The following is an 18,163-nucleotide window of genomic DNA, read 5'->3' on the forward strand; positions in this document are numbered from 1 at the left end:
CCGTCCCGGCCCTGCCACGGCCTCCCGCCGTCACATTCCGCGCGGGCGCACTACCCTCGGTGCCCATGAGCGACAGGCACATCAGCCAGCACTTCGAAACCGTGGCGATCCATGCGGGGAACACCGCCGATCCCCTCACCGGCGCGGTCGTCCCGCCGATCTACCAGGTCTCGACCTACAAGCAGGACGGCGTCGGCGGGCTGCGCGGCGGCTACGAGTACAGCCGCAGCGCCAATCCGACCAGGACGGCCCTGGAGGAGAACCTCGCCGCCCTGGAGGGCGGTCGCCGCGGACTCGCGTTCGCGTCCGGACTGGCGGCCGAGGACTGCCTGTTGCGTACGCTGCTCAGCCCCGGCGACCACGTGGTCATCCCCAACGACGCGTACGGCGGTACGTTCCGCCTCTTCGCGAAGGTCGTCTCCCGGTGGGGGGTGGAATGGTCGGTCGCCGACACCAGCGATCCCGGCGCCGTACGGGCCGCCGTCACCCCCAAGACCAAGATCGTCTGGGTGGAGACGCCGTCCAATCCGCTCCTCGGCATCACCGACATCGCCGCGGTCGCCCAGATCGCCCGCGAGGCGGGCGCCAGGCTGGTCGTCGACAACACCTTCGCCAGCCCTTACCTCCAGCAGCCGCTCGCGCTCGGCGCGGACATCGTGGTGCACTCGCTGACCAAGTACATGGGCGGCCACTCGGACGTTGTGGGCGGCGCGCTCGTCGTGAACGACGAGGGGCTGGGCGAGGAACTGGCGTACCACCAGAACGCGATGGGCGCGGTCGCAGGCCCCTTCGACTCCTGGCTGGTGCTGCGCGGCATCAAGACGCTCGCCGTACGGATGGACCGGCACAGCGAGAACGCCGCCAAGGTCGCCGAAATGCTCAGCAGGCACGCGCGCGTGACGCGTGTTCTGTACCCGGGCCTTGCGGAGCACCCTGGGCACGAGGTTGCCGCCAAGCAGATGAAGGCGTTCGGTGGCATGGTCTCCTTCCAGGTCGCGGGCGGTGAGGAGGCGGCCGTGGAGGTCTGCAACCGCGCCAAGGTGTTCACCCTGGGCGAGTCCCTGGGCGGCGTCGAGTCCCTGATCGAGCACCCGGGGCGCATGACACACGCCTCCGCGGCCGGCTCGGCACTCGAGGTGCCCGCCGATCTCGTACGCCTCTCCGTAGGCATCGAAAACGTCGATGACCTCCTCCAGGACCTCACACAGGCCCTGGGCTGAGCGCTTGCCGACCGGTGAGGCCTACCAGCCGGTGAGTGGTGGAGTCACCTCCGACGGCGGCTCCACCCACGGCCGGGCCATCGACGCCCACACCACGAAGGCCACGGCGGCCGCGAACAGCAGCAGCCACAGCAGCCGCCGTGCTGCCTTCTGTCGGCGCAGCATGCGGCTGCCGCGCCGCACGACGTCCGCGTGCAGGTTGGGCGGTACGGAGGGCGGCGCGTCCTCCAGGATGCGGCGGACGGCGTCCTCCCTGCGGCCCATCGGGCTCACGACGGCACCACCTTCGCCACCGCCGGAGCCGCCTCACGCGGCGGATGCAGCAGGTTCGCCATCGCGCGGGCACCGATCGCCTGTACGCGCTCCAGGGGCAGCCCCAGCAGCGCCGCCGTCTGCTCCTCGGCCACGCCCTCGAAAAAGCGCAGGACCAGAATCAGCCGCTCCTGGGGAGCGAGACGGTGCAGTACGCCGCCGGCGTTCGGCCGGCCACGAAGGTGGGACCAGCCCAGGGCGCCGTACTGATGCCAGGCCCCGCGAGCGAAGCGCACCGCCAGTTGCTGCCGGGTGCGGTCGTACGGGTCCTCGCCGCGCAGCCGGTCCCAGGAGGCGTACGTATGGGCCAGGGACGCCGTGAGCAGGCGCCGCGCGCGCGGGTTGTCGTCCGACGACTCCGCCGTGAGAAGTGTGGCCGCATGCAGCAGCCGCCCTGCCGCGCCCGCGACAAATGCCTCGAACTCCCGGGCCCGGCGGGCACCTTGGAACGCCTGCCGTTCTCGCACCGCGCCTCCCGACTCTGGGAAACCGGGCCCCAGGGTGTACGGCGAGGAGAGTCGCGTACTACAGGGACCCGATCTCATCTGAGGCCAGGCACGGCCCCTTGGTCAAGAGGCCGACGCGATGCGGGGGCGGTCAGGAGGGCGAGGGCGCCTCTACGGAGGCCCCTTCCACCGATGCCGCGGCCATCCGGGTGGACAGCGCGCCGTTGAAACGCGTGAGGAGCCTGCAGAACGCCTCCCGCTCCTCCGGTGCCCAGTCCTCGGTGAGTTCGGCCATCAACTGCCGCCTGGAGGAGCGGACTTCCTCCAGGCGGGAGAGCCCGCGCGGCGACAGCTGGAGCACCACGGCCCGCCCGTCCTCCGGGTGCGAGGTGCGCTTGACGAGCCCGGTGTCCACGAGCGGCGCGACCTGACGGGTGACCGTCGACGAGTCGATGCCCATGCTCGCGGCGAGCGCCTTGACGCCCATCGGGCCCTCCTTGTCGAGGCGGTTGAGCAGCAGATACGCGGCGCGGTCCATGGAGTTGCGGACCTGCCCGACCCCGCCGAGCCGGGTCTGTTCTGCACGGCGGGCGAACACCGCCACCTCGTGCTGGAGCGATTCGAGAAGACCGGTGTCACCGACGGTCGTCATGTCCATCGACATTTCTGGTGTTGTGGGCATGGCCGGGGGCTCTATTCATGCGTGGGGCTGGGTTGGGGGACAGAGTACGCGGACGGGGGGCGGGGCGTACCGGCGCTGCGCAAACCTGTACGGGACCTTGGTCACGGCCCGTGGGGCGTGGCGTGAGCTGCGAGACTGGTGGTCATGAGCTACAGCACGGCTGACTCCTTGCCGACGGTGACCCTCGACGATGTGCGCGGCGCCCAGAAGATGCTCGCGGGCGTGGCGCGGGTGACCGCCATGGAGGGCAGCAGGCATCTGTCCGGGCTGGTGGGCGCGCCCGTGCACTTCAAGTGCGAGAACCTCCAGCGGACGGGTTCGTTCAAGCTGCGGGGCGCGTACGTGCGGATCGCCGGACTGCTTCCCGAGGAGCGCGCCGCGGGTGTCGTCGCGGCGAGCGCAGGCAACCACGCCCAGGGTGTGGCCCTGGCCTCCTCGCTGCTCGGAGTGCGCTCCACGGTGTTCATGCCGACCGGCGCCCCGCTGCCGAAGGTCGCCGCGACCCGCCACTACGGCGCCGAGGTGCGACTGCACGGCACGGTGGTCGACGAGACGCTGGCCGCCGCGCAGGAGTACGCGGCCGAGACGGGCGCCGTGTTCATCCACCCCTTCGACCACCCCGACATCATCGCGGGCCAGGGCACGGTCGGCCTGGAGATCCTGGAGCAGTGCCCCGAGGTGCGCACGATCGTCGTCGGGATCGGTGGCGGCGGTCTCGCCGCGGGCATCGCGATCGCCGTGAAGTCGCTGCGGCCCGACGTGCGGATCGTGGGCGTGCAGGCGGCGGGCGCGGCGGCGTACCCGCCCTCGCTGGCGGCTGGGCGCCCGGTGTCGATCGACAACCCGGCGACGATGGCCGACGGCATCAAGGTGGGGCGTCCCGGCGACGTGCCGTTCCGGATCGTCGGCGACCTGGTGGACGAGGTCCGTACGGTCTCCGAGGACGCCTTGTCCAGCGCACTGTTGCTGTGTCTGGAGCGGGCCAAGCTGGTCGCCGAGCCGGCCGGCGCGAGCCCCGTCGCGGCGCTGCTGAGCACGCCCGAGGAGTTCGAGGGGCCGGTCGTGGCGGTACTTTCCGGCGGCAACGTGGACCCGTTGCTGATGCAGCGCATCCTGCGGCACGGCATGGCCGCGGGCGGCCGCTACCTCCAGGTCCGGCTGCGGCTGACGGACCGTCCCGGCGCCCTGGCCACACTCCTCGGGGTGTTGTCAGTGGTGGACGCTAACGTCCTCGATGTGAGTCACGTACGGACCGATCCGCGGCTCGGGCTCACAGAGGCGGAGGTGGAGTTGCACCTGGAGACGAAGGGTCCGGAGCACTGCGCCGAGGTGGGTCAGGCGTTGCGCAAGGCCGGTTACACGGTCATCGACTGACGCCCGGCGGTCCGGCGGACCGCAGTCCGTCAGGCGGGTAGTCCGTGAGACCGGCCGCGAGGTCAGGACCCCCAGTTGTCCACAGGCTGGGAAATTCCGTTGAGAGACACGATACATCGCGTTATGGTGTGTCTGTTGTCACTCATGGCAGGACCAAGCGCGCAAACCCAGTATTTCCGAAGTAACCCCAACGACGTGGAGAACTCACATGCCAGGCGCCATCTATGCCGAAGGCCTAGTGAAGACCTTCGGTGACGTAAGGGCTCTGGACGGCGTCGATTTCGATGTCCCGGAGGGCACCGTGCTCGGCCTGCTCGGGCCGAACGGCGCGGGCAAGACCACCGCGGTCCGCTGCCTGACCACGCTGCTGCGCCCCGACCGGGGCAAGGCGGTCGTCGCAGGCATCGACGTGCTCAAGAACCCCAACGAAGTGCGGCGCTCGATCGGCCTGTCCGGCCAGTTCGCCGCGGTCGACGAGTATCTGACCGGCCGCGAGAACCTCCAGATGGTCGGCCGGCTCTACCAGATGAAGGCGAAGGACGCGAAGGTGCGGGCGGGCGAGCTGCTCGAGCAGTTCAATCTCGCCGACGCCGCCGACCGCCCCGCCAAGACGTACTCCGGCGGCATGCGACGCCGGCTCGACCTCGCGGCGGCGCTCGTCGTCTCGCCGCCGGTCATGTTCATGGACGAGCCGACCACCGGCCTCGACCCGCGCAACCGCCAGCAGCTCTGGGAGGTCATCAAGCGACTGGTCTCCGGCGGTACGACCCTGCTGCTGACCACCCAGTACCTCGAAGAGGCCGACCACCTCGCCCACGACATCTGCGTCGTGGATCACGGCCGCGTCATCGCCCGCGGCACCTCCGACCAGCTCAAGGCGCGGACCGGCGGCGAGCGCGTAGAGGTCGTCGTCCACGAGCGCGAGCACATAGCCACCGCGTCCGAGGTGCTGCGGGGCTTCGGCAAGGGGGAGACGACCGTCGAGGAGCACACGCGCAAGCTGACCGTGCCCGTCACCGGCGGTGCGAAGCTCCTGGCGGAGGTCATCCGCGAGCTCGACACCCGCGGCATCGAGATCGACGACATCGGCCTGCGCCGCCCCACCCTCGACGACGTCTTCATCTCCCTGACGGGACACCACGCCGAGACGGAGGACGAGGAGAACGGCGGGGTGCAGGACGCCAAGGGCCGCAAGGCCAAGGCGAAGCAGGAGCCGGTGCAGGACAAGGACAAGGCCAAGAAGGAGGCCGCTTCATGAGTGTCGTCAGCGACACTGTGCGCGTCGCACAGCCGGGGAGTGCCATCGGCCAGTCCGTGCGGGACTCCCTGGTCGTCGCCCAGCGCAACCTCATCCGGATGAGCCGCATCCCCGAGATGGTGATCTTCGGGCTCATCCAGCCGATCATGTTCGTGGTGCTGTTCAGCTACGTGTTCGGCGGCTCCATGACCATCGCGGGCTCCAACGACCCGGGCACGTACCGCGAGTTCCTGATGGCCGGCATCTTCGCGCAGACCGTCACCTTCGCCACCGCGGGCGCCGGAGCGGGCATCGCCGACGACATGCACAAGGGGCTCATCGACCGCTTCCGCTCCCTGCCCATGGCGCGCGGAGCCGTCCTGACCGGCCGCACGCTCGCCGACCTGGTACAGACGGCGCTCACGCTCCTCGTGCTGGCCGTCGTCGCCCTGCTGGTCGGCTGGCGCACCCACACCAATGCCGGTGAGGTGCTCGGTGCCTTCGGGCTGCTGCTCCTGGCCGGGTACGCGTTCACCTGGATCGGCGCACTGATAGGCCTCTCTGTGCGGACGCCGGAGGCGGCCACCTCCGGCGGGCTGATCTGGCTCTTCCCGGTCACGTTCGTCTCGAATGCGTTCGTGGACACCGGCCAGATGACGCCCTGGCTGCGTCATGTCGCCGACTGGAACCCGTTCAGCGCCACGGTGCAGGCCTGCCGCGAGCTGTTCGGCAACCCGGGAGTCTCGCAGTCGGAAGCCTGGCCCATGCAGCACCCGGTCTGGGCCTCGATGATCTACTCGATCGCGATCATCGTCATATTCCGGACGCTGGCTGTGCGGAAGTACCGCTCGGCGACGGCGTGACGCAGGAGGAAACCCCCGGCCACGAGGAAACCCCCGGCGCGAGGGAGGCCTCGGCCGGGGGCTCAGGTCAGACTCAGGCTGTGTACGGCTTGGCCTCGAGGATCTTCACTGAGGCGAGCTTGCCGTTCGGCAGTTCGTACTGGGCGTCCTCGCCGACCTTCTTGCCGTTCACGCCGGAGCCCAGCGGGGACTGCGGCGAGTAGGTCTCGATGTCCGCGCTCGCGTATTCGCGCGAGGCGAGCAGGAACGTCACCGTGTCGTCCTCGTCACCGTCGAAGGCGATGGTGACGACCATGCCGGGCGCGACCACACCATCGGCCGCCGGCGCCTCGCCGACCTTCGCGTTCTCAAGGAGCTGGGTCAGCTGGCGCACCCGGAGCTCCTGCTTGCCCTGCTCCTCCTTGGCCGCGTGGTACCCGCCGTTCTCGCGCAGGTCGCCCTCCTCGCGCGCGGCCGCGATCTTGGCGGCGATCTCCGTGCGCGCAGGACCAGACAGGTACTCCAGCTCGGCCTTCAGCTGGTTGTACGCCTCCTGGGTCAGCCAGGTGACGTTCTCGCTGGTCTGGGTCACAGGTGCTCCTCGTCGGTACTGGGAATACAAAGCATCGCCCTACCCAGAAGAATGTTCCTCCAGGGGAGGGCGAAACCACGAGCCTAACAATTCAGCGGGCGAAGGGGGAGGACATAAGCCATCAGAATCGCATCAACGCAGGTCAGTGCCTACGTATTCCGGTCGGCGCGAACGGATCGAGCCCCGGCGCCACCGGTGCGCACCGAGCCCACGGTCAGTCGGCGTAGCAGCCGAGCAGCTCCGCCGTGGTGCCCGGGGACGTCGTACGCAGCGTGACGACCTTGTCGATGCGCGTGGCGTTCTGGTCGAAGGTGAAGTCGTGACGGCCCACCTCGGCGCCGTCCTCGGCCTGCGAGCGGATGGTGCAGTAGCCCTCGACGTCCGCGTCCTTGCGCACCTCCAGGTGCACCTTGACCGAGTCGGCGGAGGTGTCGAAGGAGATCATTTCGGCGCTGATCTTGTTGCCGCCCACGTAGTAGTAGGCGAACCAGCCGATGAGGACGAGGAGAGCGACCCCCAGGACACTGCCGATGATCTTGAGTTTGCGGTCGGCGCGCTCGTCCGCGGAGCGGCCGTAGCGGCCCTCGGGCAGCTGCGTACTCGCCGTACTCATGATCGTCCTCTCTGCCGGGCGCAAAAAGCGGGACCCCGGAATTTTTCGCCCCCGATTTCGGTCACTATAGAAGCCGCCGATCGCCCCCATACACACTGGGGCGCCGACTGACGAGGATTGTGATTTGACTGACCAGCTGCGACTGATGGCCGTACACGCCCACCCCGACGACGAGTCGTCGAAGGGCGCGGCCACCATGGCGAAGTACGTGTCCGAGGGGGTGGACGTGCTGGTCGTGACCTGCACGGGCGGGGAGCGCGGCTCCATCCTCAATCCGAAGCTTCAGGGCGACAAGTACGTCGAGGAGAACATCCACGAGGTACGCAAGAAGGAGATGGACGAGGCCCGCGAGATCCTCGGCGTCAAGCAGGAGTGGCTCGGCTTCGTCGACTCGGGACTGCCCGAGGGCGACCCGCTGCCGCCGCTGCCGGAGGGCTGTTTCGCGCTGGAGGACGTCGACAAGGCGGCGGGTGAGCTGGTCCGCAAGATCCGCTCCTTCCGCCCGCAGGTGATCACCACCTACGACGAGAACGGCGGTTATCCGCACCCCGACCACATCATGACCCACAAGATCTCGATGGTGGCGTTCGAGGGGGCGGCGGACACCGAGAAGTACCCGGAGTCGGAGTTCGGCCCCGCCTACCAGCCGCAGAAGCTCTACTACAACCAGGGCTTCAACCGCCCGCGCACCGAGGCGCTGCACAACGCGCTGCTGGAGCGCGGCATGGAGTCCCCGTACGGGGACTGGCTGAAGCGCTGGGACGAGTTCATGCGCGCCGAGCGCACGCTGACGACGCACGTCCCGTGCGCCGACTTCTACGAGATCCGCGACAAGGCCCTGATCGCACACGCCACGCAGATCGACCCCGACGGGGGCTGGTTCCGCGTCCCGATGGAGATCCAGAAGGAGGTCTGGCCGACCGAGGAGTACGAGCTCGCGAAGTCCCTCGTCGATACTTCCCTCCCCGAGGACGACCTCTTCGCGGGCGTCCGGCAGCCCTGAGGGACAATGCCTGACATGAGCGCAAGCGCAAGCCTGGCAATGACGCACCTTGTCCCCCTCGCGGCAGAGGTCGACAAGGACAAGGTGACCCCTGGCGTCCTCGGCTTCATCGTCTTCGCGGTGATGGCGGTGGCGGTATGGGGGCTTATGAAGTCGATGAGCCGGCACATGGGGAAGGTCGACTTCGAGGAGGAGAGGGACCCGAAGGGGGACGCCTCCGACAAGAAGGCCGGTTCCGGGGGGAAGGCCTCGCCCGCCAAGGGCTGAGAGCTCAGCGGCATGGGCTGGGGCAACGGCACCGCTTCATGGCACCCACGGGTGTCATGAAGTCCCTGAGCCGTCCCCACCCAAGATCGACCCGCCCCTACGAAGACCGAGCCGCCACCGCCACCCCCATGACTTCCCGCGCATGCCGGCTCGGCACCATCCCCAGGCGCCACGCCTGCCAGCCCGCGTCCAGGTCGACACCCCGTTCCAGCAGCAGCTGATAGGCCTCGATGTAGTCGTCGAGCTTTCCGTCGCGGGACGGGTGGTTGGTGCGGGAGAGCTGCGTCAGCTCCTCCTGGGCCACGGCTGTTCCGACCTCGATGCCGCCCGGGGAGGCGTAGGGGAGCAGGGTGCAGCGCAGGAAGCGGGCCCAGTCCTCGCCCCGCCGGTCGCCGTACGACGCGAACAGGCTCGCCGCCTCGTCGCACAGCGCAAGGGCGGACTGCGTACGGGCGTTGCCCGCGTCCACCACGGCCAGCTCCAGGCACGTCCACGCCTCGCCGTGGGCGACGCCGATGCGCTGGAAGTCCGCCCGGGCGTCCACCAGGAGCTGGCGGGCGAAGCCGGAGTTGCGCAACGAGCCCGTCTGGGCCGCCCGTTGGTCGCGGGTCGCCCGGGCCGAGTGGTGACGGGCGCACGCCAGGCCGTACACGTCCCGGATACGGGAGAACATCGTCCGTGAACGCTCCAGTTCCCGCACCGCCTGGTCCAGGTTGCCCGACTCCTCCAGGGCCTGGCCCAGGTAGTACACCGTCCACGCCTCGCCCCGCGCGTCCTCGTTGTCACGGTGGCGGGAGATCGCCTGACGGAGGCCGTCCATGGCGGAGGACGGGTCGCCGTCCACCAGGCGAGCGCGGGCCAGCTGGGTCAGGGCCCAGGCCTCGCCGCGGGGGTCACGGGTGCGGCCGTACAGATCGAGGGCCTCACGGAGTTCCGCCTCCGCACGCGGTACGTCGCCCATGCGCAGACCCAGCTGGCCGAGCTGGAAGTGCGCCCAGGCCTCACCGTGCAAGGACTCGCCCTGGCGGTGCAGGACCAGCGCCTGGGTGAGGAGATCCAGGGCCGTGGCGAGACGGGCCCGGTCCCGCTCCACCGCCGCCAGCGCGTGCATCGTCCAGGCGCGGTCCGCCGCGAGGGCGGGAGAGGCCTGCAGGTCCATGGCCTCCTGGAGCTTCGCCGCCGCCTCGGAGAGATTGCCCTGGTGGTGGAGCGTGATGCCGAGCGAACACAACGCCCTTGCCGCGCCCGCGTCATGATGCGCCTCGAAGTAGAGGTCGACCACCGAAGCGAGCTGCGTACGCGCCTTGTCGAGCTCGCCGAGCTGGCGGGCCGCGATACCCGTACGCCACTGGACCGAACGCACCAGCAGCCCCTGGTCCACCGCCTGCGTCAGCTCGCTGATCTCGCCCAGCCGGTAGAGGTCACCGCGCAGCAGGCAGTAGTCGCACAGCGCGCCGAGCAGATTCAGTACGGCCGCCTGGTCCACGCCCTCCGCGTGCCGCAGCGCCGCCGTGATGAAGCTCGACTCGTCGTCCAGCCAGCGCAGCGCAGCGTCCAGCGAGGTGAAGCCGTGCGGGCCGACCGTGTCCGCGCGCGTCGACGTCTTGCCGTCGACCAGACGGATCACCGAGTCCGCCAACTCGCCGTAGTTCACGATGAGTCGTTCCTGCGCGGCCGTACGCTCCGCCGGCTCCTCCTCGTCCAGCAGGCGGGCCTGCGCGAAGGCACGGACGAGATCGTGCAGACGGTAACGGCTGCCCCGTACATGATCAACGAGACCGGCCCGCGACAGCGCCTCCAGATGCCGGGTCGCCTCCGCCTCGTCCGTCGCCAGCAGGGCGGCCGCCGCCGCGGCACCCAGGGAGGCGCGGCCCGCCAGCGCCAGACGCCGCAGCAGCCGCCGGGCCGTGTCCGACTGGTCGCTGTAGCGAAGCCACAGCACACGTTCGACCGGCTCGACCGGACCGTACGCATCGAGATCCGTGGCCAGCTGACGATGCGTACGCGGGCCGAGTGAGGAGCCCGCGATCCGCAGCGCCAGAGGCAGGCCGCCGCACAACTCCCGCACCCGGTCGCAGGATTCGGCGTCGTACGGACCCGAGGCGTCCTGCGCCGCGGCCTTCAGCAACTCCTCGGCGCCCGCCGAGTCCAGGGCTTCCACGGGAAGCTGGTGCACCCAGGCGGGGAGATCGGCGGGCAGATCGAGCGGCTTGCGCGCCGTGACCACGACGAGGCTGTCGGAGCGCTCGGGCACAAGGGTCCGTACCTGCTCCGCGTCGCTCGCGTCGTCCAGCACGATCGTCACCGGCAGGCCCGTCAGATGCTGGTGGTACAGCTCGCTCAGCCGCCGCACCTGCTGGTCCGGCGAGGAACGCTCCCGGAACAGCAACTGCTCCCGGGACGCGCCGAGCCGGTTGAGCAGGTGCAGCAGGGCGTCACGGGTGGACAGCGGCGGCTCGTCCGTACTGTCGCCGCGCAGGTCGACCACGCACGCGCCCCGGAACTGGTCCTTCAGCGCGTGCGCCGCACGGATGGCGAGCGTGCTGCGGCCCGAGCCCGGCGCGCCGTGCAGTACGACCACCGTCGGCTTGGTCTCCGTACTCGCGCGGGCCGCGTGCACCCACTGCGCCACCCGCCCCAGCTCCTGCCTGCGACCCGCGAACGGGCCCTCCGGCTCCGGGAGTTGATCGAAGGACCGCTCCAGGACACTGCGTCTGCGCGCCGCCGCGCTCTTGTCCGTGCGCCGCAGCTGCGGCGCCTGCCGCTTCGGACCGGTCGACGCGCTGAGCACCCGCTGCTGGTCCAGGAACGGGCGGATACCACGCACCTCCAGCGCCGTCAGCCACTGCAGCCGCAACTGTTCCGGCCCACCCGGCTGCCCCAGAGCCCCGGCCCGGCGACTCGCGGCCGGCAGATGCGAAGCGGTCACCTTCGCCACAGTCGCCGCGGCGCCCGCCACACCGACCACGGCTCCGGCACCGAGCGCCGTCCCCGCATTCGTGCCGAGCGCCAGATCCGCCACACAAGCCGCGACGGCGGCAACGACCGCGACCAGCAGGGGGGTCCCGGCACCCTCACGCGCATACCGCTGCCCGAACGTCAGCCGGCCCGCCTCAGCCTCGTCCAGCGCCTTCGTGTACGTCTCGTACTCCTCCGCCGCCGTCCCCGCGATGGCGTCCAGCGCCCCACGCGCCCGCGACAGCAGCACACTCCCGTCGGTCCGCCCGCCCGACCGCCGAACCTCCTCCTCCACGGCCCGGGCCAACAGCCGCTCGGCTTCAGCCCGATGGCTGTCCCGCATGTCAGGTCCCCCTCCGCCAGCAATGGCTTTCCGGTCAAGTGTCCTGCGGACGGCACTTCGGCGCGAGAGGGCGGCGATCACAGAAGCGGGCCGGTGCCGTACGGGGGGGGTGAACGGGGCGGGTTCCGTATGGGGCGGCCGGAGTGCGGCTTGTCGGGAGAATTCCGGGTACTGCGGCAGGATGGACCTCATGCCGAACCGACTGGCTCACGAGACGTCCCCGTACCTCCTCCAGCATGCCGACAACCCCGTCGACTGGTGGCCCTGGTCGGCCGAGGCCTTCGAGGAGGCGCGGAAGCGTGGCGTGCCGGTGCTGCTGAGCGTCGGCTATAGCAGCTGCCACTGGTGTCACGTCATGGCTCACGAGTCGTTCGAGGACCAGGAGACCGCCGACTACCTCAACGCGCACTTCGTGAACATCAAGGTCGACCGCGAGGAACGCCCCGACGTGGACGCCGTCTACATGGAGGCTGTGCAGGCGGCGACCGGGCAGGGCGGCTGGCCCATGACCGTGTTCCTCACTCCGGATGCCGAGCCGTTCTACTTCGGGACGTACTTCCCGCCCGCGCCCCGGCACGGCATGCCGTCCTTCCGGCAGGTGCTGGAGGGCGTGCACAGTGCCTGGGCCGACCGGCGGGACGAGGTTGCCGAGGTCGCCGGGAAGATCGCGCGGGATCTCGCCGGGCGGGAGATCTCGTACGGGGACACGACCGTGCCCGGTGAGGAGGAGCTCGCGCAGGCGCTGCTCGGGCTCACCCGGGAGTACGATGCCGCGCGCGGCGGCTTTGGCGGTGCGCCCAAGTTCCCGCCGTCCATGGTCATCGAGTTCCTGCTGCGGCATCACGCCCGGACCGGTTCCGAGGGCGCGTTGCAGATGGCCGGCGACACGTGTGAGCGGATGGCGCGCGGTGGGATCTATGACCAGCTCGGGGGCGGATTCGCGCGGTACTCCGTGGACCGTGAGTGGGTCGTGCCGCACTTCGAGAAGATGCTCTATGACAATGCGCTGCTGTGCCGTGTGTACGCCCACCTGTGGCGGACTACCGGCTCCGATCTCGCGCGTCGTGTCGCTCTGGAGACCGCCGACTTCATGGTTCGCGAACTCCGTACGAACGAGGGCGGGTTCGCCTCCGCGCTCGACGCCGACAGCGATGACGGGACCGGGAAGCATGTCGAGGGCGCGTACTACGTGTGGACGCCTCGGCAGCTCGCCGACGTCCTCGGCGACGAGGACGCCGAGCTCGCTGCCCAGTACTTCGGCGTGACGGAGGAGGGCACCTTCGAAGAGGGTGCTTCCGTTCTCCAACTTCCGCAGCAGGAGGGCGTGTTCGACGCCGAGCGGATCGAGTCCGTGAAGGAGCGTCTCCGCCGGGCCCGTGCAGAGCGGCCCGCTCCCGGCCGTGACGACAAGGTGGTCGCCGCCTGGAACGGGCTCGCGATCGCCGCCCTCGCGGAGACCGGTGCGTACTTCGACCGTCCCGACCTTGTGGAGGCCGCGCTGGGCGCAGCCGATCTTCTCGTACGTCTGCATCTGGACGAGCGGACTCGGCTCGCCCGTACGTCGAAGGACGGTCAGGTCGGTGTGAACGCGGGGGTGCTGGAGGACTACGCGGATGTTGCCGAGGGGTTCCTGGCGCTCGCCTCGGTGACCGGTGAGGGGGTCTGGCTGGAGTTCGCCGGGTTCCTGCTCGACCATGTGCTGGTGCGGTTCGTCGACGAGGAGTCGGGAGCCCTGTACGACACGGCCGCCGACGCGGAGAAGCTGATCCGCCGCCCGCAGGACCCGACCGACAGCGCCACGCCCTCCGGGTGGAGCGCGGCGGCCGGTGCCCTGTTGAGCTACGCGGCCCAGACCGGCGCCGAGCCCCATCGCGTCGCCGCGGAACGGGCGTTGGGCGTCGTCAAGGCGCTCGGCCCGCGGGCTCCGCGCTTCATCGCCTGGGGGCTGGCGACCGCGGAGGCCCTGCTCGACGGGCCGCGGGAGGTGGCCGTGGTCGGACCGGCGGACGCCCCGGCGACGCGGGAACTGCACCGCACGGCCCTCCTCGCCACCGCCCCCGGCGCGGTCGTCGCGGTGGGCACCCCCGGCAGCGACGAACTCCCGCTCCTCGCCGACCGCCCGCTGGTCGAGGGCGAACCGGCGGCGTATGTCTGCCGCCGGTTCACCTGCGACGCACCGGTGACGGATGCGGGGTCCCTCCGGGAGAAGCTGGTTTCTTAGCGCCTCCCGGAGGCTCCCTCGGCGGAGAGGGTCGGGCAACGGATCCGCCACCGGTTCCGTCGCCGCCAATGGCTTCGGCGCCCCCACCCCCCCCGTGCCCGCCAGTACGGCCACCGGTCGACCATCAGAAAACGGGCCGTAAAGACGATCGGGTCAGGAACCGAACTCGGACACGGCGCGCGTCACGATCGCCTCAAGGCGGTCGTGATGCGCGCCCCGCCAGTACACGCGCCCACATTCCTCGCACTGTGCGAAGACGTCGTACGACCGCTGCGTCCCGCCTTCGAGCCGGTCGGCGACCTCTTCCTTGACGGCCTCCTTGAGCAGGCCGTTGCAGGCCGTGCAGCGCGTCCACGGCTTCAGCTCGGGCGTGAACCGCCCCAGTACGTCCCGGAGTTGGTCATCGGGCCGCGTGCTGTAGACGAACGCGCCGGCCCACAGCTCGCGCCGCCGCAGCAGACCGCGGTCCCGGCTGAGCATCACGCGCCGCTCGGCCGCCGAGCGCGAGGCGAGGGCCGGGTCGCCGATGTCGGTGGACTCGTACGCGGCGTCCACGCCCAGCAGCCGCAGCCGCCGGGCAAGCGTCCCGAGATGCACGTCGAGCAGGAACCGCAGCGGCGCCCCCGGCACCCGCTGGGGGCGTGCGACGGCCCGCACCTCGACAAACTCGCCCGCGCCGGGTACGTACGACACGGACACCTCACGCCCGTCCACGACGAGCCCGCCGACCTCCGTCAACGGCACACCCAGCGACTCCACGACATGCCCGAGCGTGGAGACTCCGTCCGTGACGACCTCGGTGGCCCCCGCCCGCCGTGCCTGCGGCACGAACATGCTGAGCTCGGGGGCGAACTCGACGTGGATCTCCGGTCCGTTCACGGGGTCAGGATGCCATGACCGCGGTGCGACAGCCGGGTCCTTTTCCGGCGCCCTGAGACCGTCGCCCGGGTCATCGCCTGGGGAGGTCCTTGAAGGTGTCGAGCGTGCGGTCGAGCAGGTCCAGCAGGTCGCCCTGGTAGTCGTGTTCGGTCCAGTAGATGGCCGCCTCGAGGAGCGCGCCCATCAGCCCCGTCGTGTAGACCCGTACCTCCAGGTCGTTCTCGTCCCGCCCGGTACGCTGCGCGATCGCCCGGCACATCAGGCGGCCCGTGACGGACATGCTCTCCATGGCCCGGGAGCGCACGGCCGGGATCTCAGCCATGAGGCGGAGACGCAGCTTCATCTCCCGCTCCGCGAAGGTCGGGTCGTCGGCGATCGCCATGGACAGCGACTGCCGGATGATGAACCGCAGCGAGTCCAGCACGCTCTCGTCCTCCGGACGCGCACGCAGCAGGTCCTCCGCCAGGGGGTCGTACTCGTCCGTGAGGACGATGTCCTCCTTGGCCGGGAAGTAGCGGAAAACGGTGCTCGGCGAGACATCCGCGCGCTCCGCGATCTGTTCCACGGTCGTCGCGTCGTACCCCTGCTCCTCGATCAGCGCGTAGGTGGCGTTCCTGATCGCGATGCGCGTCTTGAGCTTCTTCCGCTCCCGCAGGCTCATGTGCCGGGCGGCTTCGGGGAGAGAGGTTCGTGCCGTGGTCATGCTCGTCATTGTCGGCCATCGGCCTCCGTACCTGCCATGACGCCCTCCGGGGCCTCGTCGGCACCGGAGGCCTTGGCGGGCCGCACGTTCGGGAGCAGCGCCGCCGTCAGCAGCGCGGCCACCAGAGCCGCGATGCCGCACACGACCAGGACCGCGCCCATACCGTCCACATACGCGGCGTCGGCGGAGCGGGCGAGGCCCGGCACGCCGAGCCGCTCGGCGACCGTGTGCGCTCCGGTCAGCGATTCGCGCGCCGCGTCCGCGGCCTCGGCCGGGAGCCGCGAGGTATCGATCCGGTCGCCGTAGGCACCGGCGACCAGGCTGCCGAGCAGCGCGATGCCGATCGCGCCGCCCACCTGGCGCAGCGTCATCAGCAGCCCGGATCCGCTGCCGGCCTCGTCGGCGGGGATCCCGCCGAGCGCCGCGTCCATCGCGGGCACCATCGCGAAGCCGAAGCCGAGGCCCGCGATCACCAGCCAGAGCGCGGTGAACCAGTAGCCGCTGCCGGCCTCGGTGCGCGAGCCGAGCAGCGCGGCGAAGCACAGCACCGCCAGGCCCGCGGTGACCACCGGGCGCGGGCCCATGCGCTGCACCAGGGGCGTGCTCGCCCGCGCGGAGACCATCAGACCGCCCATCAGCGGCAGCAGCCGCAGCCCGGTGCCGAACGCGTCGCTGCCGCCGACCTCCTGGAAGTACGTCGGCAGCATGAACAGCAGCCCGGAGAAGATGAAGACGCCGAGCGTCGCGGCCAGACTGTTGAACAGGAAGCCGCGGTGTCCGAGCAGCTTCAGGTCGAGCATGGGCCGCACGGCCCTGCGCTCCCGTACGACGAGGGCGGCGAGCAGAGCCGCGGACAGCGCGAACGAGCCGAGGACCAGCAGGCTGCCCCAGCCGTGGTCGGGCGCCTCGATGATGCCGAAGACCAGCGCGCCGAGGCCGAGCGCGCTGTACGCGGTGGACAGGAGGTCGACGCGCGGCGTGGCCGGGTCGCGGGACTCCGGCAGCAGCAGGAGACAGGCGGTGACGCCGATGGCCACCAACGGGATGTTGATCAGGAAGATGGAGCCCCACCAGTAGTGGTCGAGCAGCAGCCCGCCGACGAGTGGCCCGAGCGGCATGCCCGCCGCCATGGAGGCGGTGACGGCGGCGACGGCCTTGCTGCGCTCCTCGGGGCCGAACATCGACGGCAGTACGGACAGCCCGAGCGGCATCACCGACGCGGCGCCGATGCCCATGACGGTGCGGGCGGCGATGACCAGCTCGGGCGTGCCGGCGAGGGTGCCGAACAGGGCGCCGGCGAGGAACACGAGGAGTCCCGCGATCAGCATCCTGCGCCGTCCGAAGCGGTCGCCGAGCAGTCCGGCGGGCAGCATCAGCGCCGCGAACACGACGATGTACGCGTCCACGATCCACTGAAGCTCACCCGTGCTCGCATCCAGCTGCGCGGCCATCGTCGGCAGCGCCACGTTGAGGATCGTCAGGTCGAAGCCGAGGACGAGCATGCTCGCGACGAGGGCACCGAGGGCCCACCAGCGGCGGGGGTCGGGCCGGGTCTCGGCCCGTGGAGTGATAGCAACCATGAAATGAGAGTAGCTATCAAAAGATAGTGCCTGTCAATACGTCGGTCGATGAGTGGGCACGCAAAAATGGCCGCGGCTCGAAGGCCGCGGCCACTGAACGTGAGGTCGGGTTACCGGGTCACCCGTGTTGGTACGCCACGATCGAGATCCCGATGTAGTGCGTCACGAACGCCACCAGCGTGAGCGAGTGGAACACTTCGTGGAAGCCGAACCACCGCGGTGACGGGTCGGGGCGCTTGAGGCCGTAGATCACGCCGCCCGCGCTGTAGAGCAGTCCGCCGACGATCACCAGCACGAGGACGGCGATCCCGCCCGTGCGCATGAAGTCGGGGAGGAAGAAGACGGCCGCCCAGCCCATCGCGATGTAGCACGGGGTGTAGAGCCAGCGGGGGGCGCCGACCCAGAAGACCCGGAAGAGGATGCCCGCCGTGGCCGCGGCCCAGATGCCCCAGAGCAGCCACTGCCCCTTGGCGGCGGGCAGGAGCAGCATCGTCAGCGGTGTGTACGTCCCCGCGATGATCAGGAAGATGTTCGCGTGGTCGAGCCGGCGCAGTACGCCGTCGGCCCGCGGTGACCAGTCTCCCCGGTGGTAGATGGCGCTCACGCCGAAGAGCAGGCAGGCGGTCAGGACGTAGATCCCGCAGGCTATGCGTCCGCGCGTCGATTCCGTGAGCGCGGTCAGGACCAGGCCGGCGACGAGCACGGCCGGGAACATCCCGGCATGCAGCCAGCCCCGGAGCTTGGGCTTGACCGGATGCGGGAGGTGGGAGAGCGCGGCGGAGACGCGGCCGGCGACCGGCGAGTCCAAGGGCGCGTCGGAGGCGGACGCAGTCATGAAGCGAATCGTACCTACGGAACCGTAAGTCCTGAATCAGTTCGGTCCTGTGATAA

General features: G+C 70.2%; 17 protein-coding genes. 7 read left to right on the top strand and 10 right to left on the bottom strand.

Annotation, left to right across the window (positions count from 1 at the left end):
- Nucleotides 1–65: 65 nt before the first annotated feature.
- Entirely contained in the window at nucleotides 66–1,220 is a 1,155-nt protein-coding gene (locus tag ACGFNK_RS08835; RefSeq protein ID WP_393413352.1) for a cystathionine gamma-synthase, read from the top strand.
- 21 nt (nucleotides 1,221–1,241) lie between these two features.
- Here the strand turns inward: ACGFNK_RS08835 and ACGFNK_RS08840 are convergent, their stop codons facing one another.
- From ACGFNK_RS08840 to ACGFNK_RS08850, 3 genes are all read right to left on the bottom strand, one after another.
- Nucleotides 1,242–1,484: a hypothetical protein gene (locus ACGFNK_RS08840; protein ID WP_393414379.1), complete on the bottom strand. Its 243-nt coding sequence runs from the start codon at nucleotides 1,482–1,484 to the stop codon at nucleotides 1,242–1,244.
- Between the two features lie 5 nt (nucleotides 1,485–1,489).
- Nucleotides 1,490–1,999 (bottom strand): sigma factor-like helix-turn-helix DNA-binding protein, encoded by a 510-nt coding sequence (locus ACGFNK_RS08845; RefSeq protein WP_393413354.1) that lies wholly within the window; start codon nucleotides 1,997–1,999, stop codon nucleotides 1,490–1,492.
- A gap of 130 nt (nucleotides 2,000–2,129) precedes the next feature.
- Nucleotides 2,130–2,642, bottom strand: coding sequence for a MarR family winged helix-turn-helix transcriptional regulator (locus ACGFNK_RS08850; protein WP_393414382.1), 513 nt, complete (start codon nucleotides 2,640–2,642; stop codon nucleotides 2,130–2,132).
- 162 nt (nucleotides 2,643–2,804) lie between these two features.
- On the opposite strand from ACGFNK_RS08850, the gene ilvA reads away from it, so the two are divergent.
- The 3 genes from ilvA to ACGFNK_RS08865 all read left to right on the top strand — a co-directional run bounded on the left by ilvA (nucleotide 2,805) and on the right by ACGFNK_RS08865 (nucleotide 6,134).
- On the top strand, nucleotides 2,805–4,034 hold the full coding sequence (gene ilvA / locus ACGFNK_RS08855) for a threonine ammonia-lyase (protein WP_386353693.1): 1,230 nt from the start codon (nucleotides 2,805–2,807) through the stop codon (nucleotides 4,032–4,034).
- Between the two features lie 208 nt (nucleotides 4,035–4,242).
- Nucleotides 4,243–5,292: an ATP-binding cassette domain-containing protein gene (locus tag ACGFNK_RS08860; protein ID WP_393413356.1), complete on the top strand. Its 1,050-nt coding sequence runs from the start codon at nucleotides 4,243–4,245 to the stop codon at nucleotides 5,290–5,292.
- Nucleotides 5,289–6,134 carry an ABC transporter permease gene (locus ACGFNK_RS08865; RefSeq protein WP_393413358.1) on the top strand — a complete coding sequence of 282 codons (846 nt, stop codon included), beginning with the start codon at nucleotides 5,289–5,291 and terminating at the stop codon, nucleotides 6,132–6,134. The genes ACGFNK_RS08860 and ACGFNK_RS08865 overlap by 4 nt, the downstream gene beginning before the upstream one ends.
- Nucleotides 6,135–6,207: 73 nt before the next feature.
- Here the strand turns inward: ACGFNK_RS08865 and greA are convergent, their stop codons facing one another.
- On the bottom strand, nucleotides 6,208–6,705 hold the full coding sequence (gene greA, locus ACGFNK_RS08870) for a transcription elongation factor GreA (protein WP_393413360.1): 498 nt from the start codon (nucleotides 6,703–6,705) through the stop codon (nucleotides 6,208–6,210).
- A 214-nt stretch (nucleotides 6,706–6,919) separates the two neighbouring features.
- Nucleotides 6,920–7,318, bottom strand: a complete 399-nt coding sequence (locus ACGFNK_RS08875; RefSeq protein ID WP_386353685.1) for a DUF4307 domain-containing protein — start codon at nucleotides 7,316–7,318, stop codon at nucleotides 6,920–6,922.
- Nucleotides 7,319–7,442: 124 nt separating this feature from the next.
- On the opposite strand from ACGFNK_RS08875, the gene mca reads away from it, so the two are divergent.
- Entirely contained in the window at nucleotides 7,443–8,321 is an 879-nt protein-coding gene (mca, locus tag ACGFNK_RS08880; protein ID WP_386353683.1) for a mycothiol conjugate amidase Mca, read from the top strand.
- 6 nt (nucleotides 8,322–8,327) lie between these two features.
- Complete coding sequence (locus ACGFNK_RS08885; RefSeq protein ID WP_393413363.1) at nucleotides 8,328–8,588, top strand: hypothetical protein; 261 nt, start codon at nucleotides 8,328–8,330, stop codon at nucleotides 8,586–8,588.
- A gap of 97 nt (nucleotides 8,589–8,685) precedes the next feature.
- On the opposite strand, the gene ACGFNK_RS08890 is transcribed toward ACGFNK_RS08885, so the two are convergent.
- Complete coding sequence (locus tag ACGFNK_RS08890; protein ID WP_393413365.1) at nucleotides 8,686–11,889, bottom strand: AAA family ATPase; 3,204 nt, start codon at nucleotides 11,887–11,889, stop codon at nucleotides 8,686–8,688.
- A gap of 190 nt (nucleotides 11,890–12,079) precedes the next feature.
- On the opposite strand from ACGFNK_RS08890, the gene ACGFNK_RS08895 reads away from it, so the two are divergent.
- Nucleotides 12,080–14,110, top strand: a complete 2,031-nt coding sequence (locus ACGFNK_RS08895; RefSeq protein WP_393413367.1) for a thioredoxin domain-containing protein — start codon at nucleotides 12,080–12,082, stop codon at nucleotides 14,108–14,110.
- A 153-nt stretch (nucleotides 14,111–14,263) separates the two neighbouring features.
- Here the strand turns inward: ACGFNK_RS08895 and ACGFNK_RS08900 are convergent, their stop codons facing one another.
- The 4 genes from ACGFNK_RS08900 to ACGFNK_RS08915 all read right to left on the bottom strand — a co-directional run bounded on the left by ACGFNK_RS08900 (nucleotide 14,264) and on the right by ACGFNK_RS08915 (nucleotide 18,107).
- Nucleotides 14,264–14,989, bottom strand: a complete 726-nt coding sequence (locus ACGFNK_RS08900; protein ID WP_393413369.1) for a Mut7-C RNAse domain-containing protein — start codon at nucleotides 14,987–14,989, stop codon at nucleotides 14,264–14,266.
- Nucleotides 14,990–15,059: 70 nt separating this feature from the next.
- Nucleotides 15,060–15,692: a TetR/AcrR family transcriptional regulator gene (locus ACGFNK_RS08905; RefSeq protein ID WP_393413371.1), complete on the bottom strand. Its 633-nt coding sequence runs from the start codon at nucleotides 15,690–15,692 to the stop codon at nucleotides 15,060–15,062.
- Between the two features lie 5 nt (nucleotides 15,693–15,697).
- Nucleotides 15,698–17,272, bottom strand: a complete 1,575-nt coding sequence (locus tag ACGFNK_RS08910) for an MFS transporter (RefSeq protein WP_393413373.1) — start codon at nucleotides 17,270–17,272, stop codon at nucleotides 15,698–15,700.
- Between the two features lie 118 nt (nucleotides 17,273–17,390).
- Complete coding sequence (locus ACGFNK_RS08915; RefSeq protein WP_393413375.1) at nucleotides 17,391–18,107, bottom strand: hemolysin III family protein; 717 nt, start codon at nucleotides 18,105–18,107, stop codon at nucleotides 17,391–17,393.
- Nucleotides 18,108–18,163 lie beyond the last annotated feature (56 nt).

Origin of the sequence: Streptomyces sp. NPDC048825 (genome assembly GCF_043198355.1) — a bacterium.
In the GTDB taxonomy this organism is placed as follows: Bacteria; Actinomycetota; Actinomycetes; order Streptomycetales; family Streptomycetaceae; genus Streptomyces; species Streptomyces xiangluensis.